This is a genomic window from Anaerosporobacter sp., assembly GCF_031551385.1.
Taxonomy (GTDB): domain Bacteria; phylum Bacillota; class Clostridia; order Lachnospirales; family Lachnospiraceae; genus Anaerosporobacter.
Genome location: NZ_JAVBNS010000255.1, coordinates 1 through 9740 on the forward strand (window position 1 = coordinate 1; position 9740 = coordinate 9740).

At 34.5% G+C, this 9740-nt stretch carries 9 protein-coding genes; 8 read left to right on the forward strand and 1 reads right to left on the reverse strand.

The features are described from left to right. The 4 genes from RMR19_RS19075 to RMR19_RS19090 form a co-directional block, all read left to right on the forward strand. Positions 1-271 (forward strand): hypothetical protein (locus tag RMR19_RS19075; protein WP_310605093.1); only part of this gene is annotated, 271 nt, incomplete at its 5' end. A gap of 237 nt (positions 272-508) precedes the next feature. Continuing rightward, positions 509-994: an RNA polymerase sigma factor gene (locus RMR19_RS19080; RefSeq protein ID WP_310605094.1), complete on the forward strand. Its 486-nt coding sequence runs from the start codon at positions 509-511 to the stop codon at positions 992-994. Next, entirely contained in the window at positions 991-2301 is a 1311-nt protein-coding gene (locus RMR19_RS19085) for a zf-HC2 domain-containing protein (protein ID WP_310605095.1), read from the forward strand. The genes RMR19_RS19080 and RMR19_RS19085 overlap by 4 nt, the downstream gene beginning before the upstream one ends. Positions 2302-2433: 132 nt before the next feature. Further along, complete coding sequence (locus tag RMR19_RS19090) at positions 2434-4104, forward strand: vWA domain-containing protein (RefSeq protein WP_310605096.1); 1671 nt, start codon at positions 2434-2436, stop codon at positions 4102-4104. A gap of 23 nt (positions 4105-4127) precedes the next feature. Here the strand turns inward: RMR19_RS19090 and RMR19_RS19095 are convergent, their stop codons facing one another. Continuing rightward, positions 4128-5039 carry a helix-turn-helix domain-containing protein gene (locus RMR19_RS19095; RefSeq protein ID WP_310605097.1) on the reverse strand — a complete coding sequence of 304 codons (912 nt, stop codon included), beginning with the start codon at positions 5037-5039 and terminating at the stop codon, positions 4128-4130. A 433-nt stretch (positions 5040-5472) separates the two neighbouring features. Here RMR19_RS19095 and RMR19_RS19100 point away from each other — a divergent pair, with 433 nt between their 5' ends. The 4 genes from RMR19_RS19100 to RMR19_RS19115 all read left to right on the forward strand — a co-directional run. After that, a complete protein-coding gene (locus tag RMR19_RS19100; protein WP_310605098.1) occupies positions 5473-6939 on the forward strand; it encodes an ABC transporter substrate-binding protein in 1467 nt (488 codons plus the stop codon). A 107-nt stretch (positions 6940-7046) separates the two neighbouring features. After that, positions 7047-8015 (forward strand): carbohydrate ABC transporter permease, encoded by a 969-nt coding sequence (locus RMR19_RS19105; protein ID WP_310605099.1) that lies wholly within the window; start codon positions 7047-7049, stop codon positions 8013-8015. 5 nt (positions 8016-8020) lie between these two features. Beyond that, positions 8021-8878 (forward strand): carbohydrate ABC transporter permease, encoded by an 858-nt coding sequence (locus RMR19_RS19110; protein WP_310605100.1) that lies wholly within the window; start codon positions 8021-8023, stop codon positions 8876-8878. A 32-nt stretch (positions 8879-8910) separates the two neighbouring features. Then, a partial coding sequence (locus RMR19_RS19115; RefSeq protein WP_310605101.1) for a glycoside hydrolase family 130 protein occupies positions 8911-9740 on the forward strand: 830 nt, incomplete at its 3' end.

Here is a 9740-nt window from a genome sequence, read left to right on the forward strand (position 1 = left end):
CTGTCAAGATGAAATGAAAGCAGCAGTGAAAGCTGGTTACTGGAATCTATTCTCATTCAACCCACAACTTAAGGCTGAAGGAAAGAATCCATTCACATTAACTTCTAAACCAGGAGATGGAACATACCAAGACTTCTTAAATAACGAAACTCGTTATACTCGTCTTGCTGTGTCATTCCCAGATCGTGCTGAAAAATTATTTGCTGAATCAGAAGCAGCAGCAAAAGCTCGTTATGATCACTTGTTAAAATTGGTTGAGCTTTATAAATAATAAATAGTAGATAAAAGGGAATCCTTTTTCTAGATGAATAAGAGAGCCTAGCTTGGATGCATATGCATCTAGCCTAGGCTCTCTTTATGATTAGATGTATTTTAGGAGAATGTATTTTGAGTTTAACGCATTTTTGTGTTATTATACATTAATTAGTTTGTGTTTTTTTATTTTCATTATTTTTGTATCTTTTTATATCTTCGTGCGTCTAATAAATGTGAGGAAAGGAGAAGACAGATGGCAAAGTTCTCAAAAATCTATGATGAGTATGCGAATAAAGTGTATCACTATCTGCTTGCATTAACGCGAGATGAGCAAATTGCAGAAGAACTGACACAGGATACATTTTATAAAGCGATGCTACATATTCATCAATTCAAAGAACAATGTAGTATGTTTACATGGTTATGCCAAATTGGGAAGAATACATATATCTCGTGGTATAGAAAACAGAAGTTTGTAGACCAAGAAGCAGAACTACAGGAAATGGAGTTTGAGCAGGACTTTGTAAAAGATATGGTAAGCAAAGAGCAGTCTATGAAAGTGCATAAAGTATTGCATAGTCTGGAAGAACCATATAAGGAAGTGTTCAATTTACGTGTGTTTGGAGAATTGAAATTTAAAGAAATCGGAGAAATATTTGATAAGTCAGAAGTATGGGCTAAGGTTACATACTATCGCGCGAAAGCAAAAATAATGGAAAGGATGGAGGAATGGGAATGATACCTTGTGAGATAGTAAAAGATATTATGCCAATCTACATAGAAGATGGTTGTTTAGAAGCGTCAAAACAATTGATTCAAGAGCATCTTAAAGAGTGTGAAGGTTGTAGAGAATATTATAAGAAGATGAATACAAAGCTAGTGCCAGAGGAGATGTTAGTGAGAGAAAAGTCTGAGGAAGACAACCGAAAAGAGGCAGATGAAGAGGAAAGAAATCGAGAAAGTAGTTATGATGAAGCTGGTAAAACAGGTAAAAACTATAGTATGAAAAAAGCATTAACCAAGATTCGAAATCGTTGGATTGCATCTTTGGTCATTGTTGTGCTTTCAATTATGATAATCGTACCGAATGTGTATTTGATACATAATGAGATAAAGCAAGAAGGTATTAGTTATAGTAGTTTGGATGAAATCTTTACGTCAAGAAGGTTTTTGAAGGAATTGAAGAAAGGTAATTATGAGAAAGCATTTGAATACTTTGATGTGAAAAGCTTGTATGAAGGGGAAGCGGGTTATACAGACTTGGAGCAGACAGTATATGAAGAAAACTACAAGAAGATTGTTGTTGATAATGAAGTGTATTATGTGCAAAATCGAACTTATGAGAATGAATATAATGACTATGAAAAGAATAAAGATACAACAGATTTCTGGTCAAGTATCTATTATAGAGGAAATTCTATTATTCCAGAAGAGGATTTTAATGCATTGAATGTTGAAGAAGGAGATTCTCATAGGATATATGGTACTGTTGTGATGGAAGGAAAGAGATATGTTGTTTCGGTTGAGAATGAAAATTATTTTTTTAACGGAGATGACAATATAGATAGAGAAACTTATGTTATAGGTTTGGAGATAGGTAGTGATGAATATATCCATCTATTTGGTAGTATGGATGAATGGAGCCTTGTACCAGAAGTTATATATGAGAATCGGAATAAAGAAGCAAGGGAAAGTATTGCATATGCAGCAGAGATAGGAGAGAAATATAGAGCACTTGGGTATTCTGGTTATTATGAAAGCTGTAAAGAAAAATTCATAAATGCCATGAAGGAACTAGAGTCAAAAGGAGTTTCCATTGTAGGGTATAATATTGATTATCTATATGAATCGGGTCATAGAATCCAGTATCAAATTACTCTTAGTAATGGAAAAGAGAGTTTTAAGGGGCAAGGAGTTGACTTTAGTATTACAAAGGCTGGAATAATAATTGGCGCGGGATATATAAAAACAGAAGTTAGTGAGACGCAGAATGAGTTATACCATCTACTTTTCAATGCTTTAGTTGATTGGCGTTATATTGATTAAAAAAATGGAACCACATCCACTTTTCACTCGTCTAATAATTAGATGGATATATAATCCGGAATTAAAAATTGCTAAGAGGAGGCATTTTTAATAAAAAAGGTTATTCAGAGAGGTTGAAAAGGAGGAGAAACTATGAGAAAAAGATTACTTTGTATGGTGGTGGCGTTGTCGTTAGTGTTTACGGGGGTAGCTTGTAGCAAGAAGCCAGAGGATAACTCAAAGGATAATTCTAAGACGAATTATACGAATGGAGAATCAAAAAGCAATGATTCAACAAGTGATTACAAGGATAGTGCCGCAGGTGATGATAGTAATTATGCTCCAATAGAGTATGAGGCTACATCAAATGAATGTGATGTGCAGGTGGTAGGTGATGATTATTATTACGATCCTTCTACAGAGGAATATAATAGCTATCCAGAGAATGAATTCATAGCAGTTTCGAAAGAAGCATTATCAACATTTTCAGCAGATGTGGATACCGCATCGTATAGCAATATGAGAAGAATGATTAATGAAAGTGGATATGTGTATGATGCAGATGCAATTCGAGTGGAAGAGTTGTTGAACTATTTTAAGTATGATTATGATGGGCCGGAAAAAGGTGAACCGTTTGGTGTCAATGTTCAGGTTGGTAAATGCCCTTGGAATCAAGATACGTTGCTTATGATGATTGGTATGCAGACAGAAGCGATTGATTTTGCAGAAGGTCCTGATTCGAATCTAGTATTCCTACTTGATGTATCAGGTTCTATGGATGAACCAAACAAATTGCCGCTCATGCAGCAAGCATTTTCTATGTTAGCTGAGAATCTTACAAGTAAAGATCGTGTTTCCATTGTAACGTATGCAGGGGAAGATGCTGTTATATTACAAGGTGCAAAAGGAAGTGAGACAAATCTAATAATTGATAAGATTACCAACTTGGAAGCAGGCGGAAGTACAGCAGGAAGTGCAGGAATACAGACAGCTTATGAGCTTGCACAAAGATATTTTATTAAAGGTGGCAATAATCGTGTAATACTTGCTACCGATGGAGACTTGAATGTTGGGCTTACAACGGAGTATGAACTGACAGAGTTGATAACACAGAAGAGAGAAAGTGGAATCTATCTATCAGTACTAGGTTTTGGAACAGGCAATATTAAGGATAATAAGATGGAAGCACTTGCGGATAATGGGAATGGAAACTATTCCTATATCGATTCTGTCTTTGAAGCGAAGAAAGTGTTAGTAGATGAACTTGGAGCAAATATGGTGACAGTAGCGAAAGACGTAAAGTTCCAAGTAGAATTTAATCCTGAATGGATTAAGGGATACCGTCTAATTGGTTATGAAAACCGTGTTCTTAATGCAGAGGATTTTGACGATGATACAAAAGACGCAGGGGAAGTAGGTGCAGGGCATTCCGTAACGGTGTTATATGAATTAGTCCCTGTATCAAGTGAGATGGAAATGGAAGAGAAAACAACAGGCTCAAGATATCAAGTATCGTCAACGAACAACGAATATAAGAATGAATTGTTAAACATTCAAGTTCGATATAAAGAGCCTGAGGAAGAGAAAAGTAAGTTATTAAGTTATCCTGTAACATTGCAGGCATATACGAATAAACCAAGTGAAGATTGGAAGTTTGCTTCCTGTATTGCAGAATTTGCAATGGTACTAAAAGATAGCCCATTTCTTGAAGAAGGTTCGATGAAGCATGTTATAAAACGATTGAATGAACTTGAATATAGAGATGGATACAGAGAAGAGTTCAAACAATTGGTTAATACTACAGCAAAAGTGAAAGTGGATTGATGTAATTCGCAATACTTTTACAACTAAGAATATAATTCACGAATGGAGGCTGGAGCTTCCTGCTTGTAAGCAAGCGGGGTAGTTCCAGTCTCTTTTTTAAATAGGTGAATAAAATGATTCACATTCTCAATGCCAAGCTGTGTGCTGATTTCGGTTATCGTAAGATTGGTTTTAAACAAAAGTTCTTTCGCTTTTTGTATCCTTTGGTAGTTTAGATAGCGAAGGGGAGGCATGTTATAGTGGGAAGAGAATTCACGACATAGTCGGTACTTATTAACATGCAACTCTTCTGCTAAGTCTTCAAGCGAGAATGGTTCATCAAGGTGGTCTTCAAGAATTTCTTTTGCTTTTTGGAGGTACTTTGGTATTGCAATTCGTGGAGCAGTTTTACTTTGTTCTGCTACACAAATTTCAGTTAACATATCAATTAGCCATTTGGTTTCGTAAAGATTTGATAAAACAGTACTTGAAGAAGATTCATTAATAATGTTTTGAAAACAAGTAGGTATGCATGAATATGGTTTAATATCATATATGAATTCGTTGCTTTCGTTAAATGCTGAAAAATAAGAACGAATAAAGTCTTCTCTAAGATATAAAATCTGAAAAGTCCAGTTACTACTATAAGAACTAATCTTAAAATGTAAGTTACAGTTAAGAAAAAGTAAATTGTTTTCTTGCGATGAATACGTAGTTCCTTCAATTGTGACTGTTGAAGCACCTGTTAGTGTGCGAATAAGGAGATAGGAAGGGAATCCGGTGGATTCGCAGAAGAAAGGAAACGATATCGTAATTTCTCCACCTGCATAGATGAGAGAGGGCTCGTTTGAAGAATTTTCCCTTGGATAGTTTGGCATAATGAATGAGATGTCTAAGGAATTCGGTAATTTGGAATAAGAAGATAAGGATGTTAAAAAACGTTCGTAATCGTTCATAAGGTATCTCGCTCCATTCTTATGTTTTGTTGGTCTTAAATACATCTTTTTATCATGCAAGCATGAATATGTTGATCATTTGACTTTGGTATCATCTTGTTATTGAAAGAAAGTAAAAGTAATTGAAAACGATATATATACGAATATTATAAAGTAAAAGAATAAATTAATCAACTGGCACTTGTGTTGAAGTTAAAATAATAAGTTAAATTAGGTTGAAAATGAAGTAAAAAAGTGATTGAAGAGTAGGTAATGTGCACAAAATGAACATAAAAAAATAGCTAAATCGTATAAAATGTCCAATAAAATCAAAAATGATAGATAGAAAACAATAATAAGTGATGACTTAAAAATAAAATAAACTATAATTAAATTAAGTTACAAAAAAGTAACGAAAATAAAAGAGTAGCAAAACAAAAAAGGAGGATTTGTTATGAGATTAAAAAAATTTGTAGCAATTGGTACAGCAGTAGTTCTTTCATTATCATGTGTGGCTTGTTCAAGCAACAGCAAAAAAAGTAATGATAAAACAACAAACAATCAACCATCAACTGAGGCAACAGATAATGCTTCTAAAGGTGATGATACATCGAATGATGTAGATACTTCAAGCAATGAAGCTTTAAGTTATGAAAACATCGTACTTGGGGAAAGCTACACAGATATTTCAACAACAATTAAGTTCTACAACAACAGAACAGATTTGAACCAAGAAGATTACAGTGGAAAGAAATGGTCAGATTATGTTGCAGAATTTAATCAAATGTATCCAAACATCAAAGTAGAAATCGATGCAGATACTACATATGCAGAAAGTGCATTACTTCGTTTACAAAGTGGTAACTATGGTGACATCTTAATGATTCCAGAAGTTGATAAAACAGATTTATCAAAATACTTTGTATCATATGGTGACATTGACACTATGAACAATCAAGTTCGCTATGCAACAGATATGGCTTATGATGGACAAGTATACGGTGTAGCTTACATGGGAACTGCTCGTGGTATCGTTTATAACAAGGCTGTTTTCGAAAAAGCTGGAGTTACTACACTTCCAACAACACCAGATGAATTCATCGCAGCATTACAAGCAATCAAAGATAATACAGATGCAACTCCATTATATACAAACTATGCAGCTGGTTGGACTATGAGTGCATGGGATGATTATATTTCAGGAACAGCAACTGGTGATACAACTTACAAAAACCAAAAATTAATTCATGCAAAAGATCCATTTGCAGATCAAGGAAACCAAACTGGTCCTTACGCTGTTTACAAAGTTCTTTATGATGCAGTAGCTGGTGGATTAACAGAAGATGACTTTACAACAACTGACTGGGAAGGTTGTAAAGGAATGATCAACAATGGTCAAATCGGTTGTATGGTACTTGGTTCTTGGGCATACCCTCAAATGGTATCTGCTGGTGATCACGGCGATGATATTGGATATATGTCATTCCCTGTTACAGTTGATGGAAAACAATATGCATCATCAGGCCCTGACTACAGATTAGGAATCAACAAAAACTCATCTGAAGACAATCAAAAAGCAGCAATGGTATTTGTTAAATGGCTTACAGAAAAATCTGGATTCGCTTATAACGAAAATGGTATTCCAGTAGGCGCAAACGATGATAATTTCCCTGAATTATACAAAGCATTTGATGGTATTGAATTAGTTTCTGATGATCCAGCAATTACAGGAGAAGAAGATTTACTTAACCTAATCAATGCAGATTCAGACTTAATGGTATCTGCTGGTGGTAACACAAAAGTTCAACAAATCATTGAACATGCAGCGAACAAAGACATGACATTTGATGAAATTATGGCAGATTGGAATGCAAAATGGACTTCTGCTCAAGAAGCTAACAGCGTTACAGTTAATCAATAATAAAACCAATTAAAGAGTAACATACTTATTTTTCTTGATGTACTATCGCACAAATAAATCAAGATTTGTGCGATAGAATATCCAGTATCAATTAGAAGGAGGGTCATATGACAGCACATACAGACCATAAGAAAAAGAAGTCCCTACGTCAATGGGTAAGGAGTAGACAAGGACAACAAGCCATTATTATTATAGCATTTATGTTTATCCCTCTTTTGTTGTTGTTCACATTTACATATCTTCCTTTTGGGGAGATGGTTAAATTCAGTTTTTTCAAAATGAATTATACGAATACACCGAAATATATTGGCTTGGATAACTATAAAGAAGTTTTTAGGAATAAAGAGATTTTTAGTTCACTTAAATTATGTATCTACTACATGGCAGGTTCTATTGTACAGTTAGCAATTGCGTTATATTTAGCAACTATGCTTAGTTTTAAAACAAAAGGCGGCAATATTTTTAAGGGATTCATGTTCTTCCCTTATCTAATTAATGGTATTGCAATTGGATTTATATTCAAATTTTTCTTTACAAGAGGTTTTGTATTTGATTCCGTACTACAGTGGTGTGGGTTTGATCTTGAAAATCTTCCGTACTGGTTGAGAACACAAGGATTAAATAATGTTTCTCTTGTGGGTACATCAATATGGAGATATTTCGGACAAAACATGGTACTTTTCATTGGTGCTATTATGTCAGTAGACTCTGAGATGTACGAAGCAGCTGAACTAGACGGTGCAAATAAATTTAGACAGTTTATTCATATTATTCTACCTAGTATAAAGACAATCGTTACATTAAACGTTATTCTGTCAATTACAGGTTCTCTTAGTGCATTTGAACCTCCATATGTTATCACGGGTGGAGCAAATGGTACTGCTACATATTTCGTAGTAATGAACCGAATTGCACATACAAATCAAAAAGTAGGTCTTGCCTCAGCAATGGCAGTTGTACTACTTATGATAATATTCGCAGCTACTATCTTACAGAAAGTATTCTTTAAATATGCGTTTAAGAATGCAAACGCAGAAGATCAAGTTGTAAGAAAGAAGAAAAGGCAAAGGGGGTAATGCAGATGGCAGCAAAACAAAAAAAACATTATAGTCCAAGTAGAATCATATGGTCATCAATTAAGTATCTATCATTGTTACTTTTTACATTTATAGCTGTATTACCAATTGTATCATGTGTTATCACAGCATTTAAAGACGATGTGGAATATCAGAGTACAAATGTTATGACATTACCTGAGAGTTGGTTGAATTTTGAGAACTTTACAAAAGCATTTAAGATGGCAGGTATGGGACGTGCATTTGGGAATTCCTTTATTGTATTAATATTCGTGTTAATAGGTTCTATTCTTGTTGGAACACAATTAGCATATATACTTAACCGTTTTAAATTCTTAGGTAATGCGCTAATACGAAACTTATTCCTTTTTGCTTCCCTACTTCCAGGAGTAGCAATGCAGATTTCCGTATACAACATTATGCAACAACTTGGATTTATCAATCATCTATATGGATATATTATCATGATGATGGGTACTGATGTAATTGCAATCTATATATTTATTCAGTTTATGGAAAATATATCAACGTCACTAGATGAATCAGCAATTATTGATGGTGCATCATATATGCAGATTTATTGGAAGATTATGCTTCCTTTATTAAAACCAGCAATTGTAACAAGTTTAATTCTAAAAGGTGTTAGTACGTACAATGAATATTATAGTGCGAATCTATACCTTCAAGAAAAGGAACTACGTACTGTGGCAATATCATTATTCACATTCACAGGACCACTTGGAAGTCGTTACAATTTAATTTGTGCAGGAGTTATTATATCGTTATTGCCAGCTTTGTTAATATTTATAACTTGTCAGAAGCAGATTTATAGTGGTATTACAGCAGGAGCAGTAAAAGGTTAAAATATTAGAGATAGTTTAAAGGAGATGAAATAATGAGCAAAGTAAAAATGATTAGTGCGCCAGTGCCAAATGTGCCTTGGCAAGAAAGACCAGAAGGGCTAAAAGATGCACCTATCTGGAGATATTCAGAAAATCCGATTATCGGAAGAAATCCTGTTAAAGGAGTCGCTAGAATCTTTAATAGTGCAGTTATGCCATATGGAGATAGCTTCATCGGAGTATTCCGTGGAGAGCAAGTAAATGGTATTCCTTATATCTATTTAGGTAGAAGTGATGATGCAATTCATTGGAACTTTGATGAAAACAAAATCAATTTTGTTGATGAAAATGGTGAGGAATTTCAACCACAATATGCATATGATCCTAGATTAGTTAAAGTTGAAGATACATATTATGTTATCTGGTGTCAAGATTTCTACGGAGCTGCTATAGGAATGGCAAAGACAACGGATTTTAAGACATTTACAAGAATTGAAAATCCATTCTTACCATTTAACCGTAATGCCGTTTTATTCCCAAGAAAGATAAACGGAAATTATATGTTGCTTTCAAGACCATCGGATAGTGGCCACACACCATTTGGTGATATCTTCGTTAGTGAAAGCCCTGATATGGTATACTGGGGAAAACATAGACACGTTATGGGCAAAAGCTCAAAATGGTGGGAATCATTAAAGATCGGTGGAGGAGCAGCACCAATTGAAACATCAGAAGGTTGGTTACTATTCTATCACGGTGTTAGTGGAACATGTAATGGATATGTATATTCAATTGGGGGGGCCATATTGGATATCGATAATCCATCGATTGTAAAATACCGTTGCGAGAACTTCTTGTTAACTCCTGAAGAATGGTATGAGGA

Bases quoted from the DNA above. Each gene is read 5' to 3' on its own strand.
- RMR19_RS19080 (WP_310605094.1), top strand. From the start codon at position 509: ATGGCAAAGTTCTCAAAAATCTATGATGAGTATGCGAATAAAGTGTAT.
- RMR19_RS19110 (WP_310605100.1), top strand. From the start codon at position 8,021: ATGGCAGCAAAACAAAAAAAACATTATAGTCCAAGTAGAATCATATGG.
- RMR19_RS19095 (WP_310605097.1), bottom strand. From the start codon at position 5,039: ATGAACGATTACGAACGTTTTTTAACATCCTTATCTTCTTATTCCAAA.
- RMR19_RS19085 (WP_310605095.1), top strand. From the start codon at position 991: ATGATACCTTGTGAGATAGTAAAAGATATTATGCCAATCTACATAGAA.
- RMR19_RS19100 (WP_310605098.1), top strand. From the start codon at position 5,473: ATGAGATTAAAAAAATTTGTAGCAATTGGTACAGCAGTAGTTCTTTCA.
- RMR19_RS19105 (WP_310605099.1), top strand. From the start codon at position 7,047: ATGACAGCACATACAGACCATAAGAAAAAGAAGTCCCTACGTCAATGG.
- RMR19_RS19090 (WP_310605096.1), top strand. From the start codon at position 2,434: ATGAGAAAAAGATTACTTTGTATGGTGGTGGCGTTGTCGTTAGTGTTT.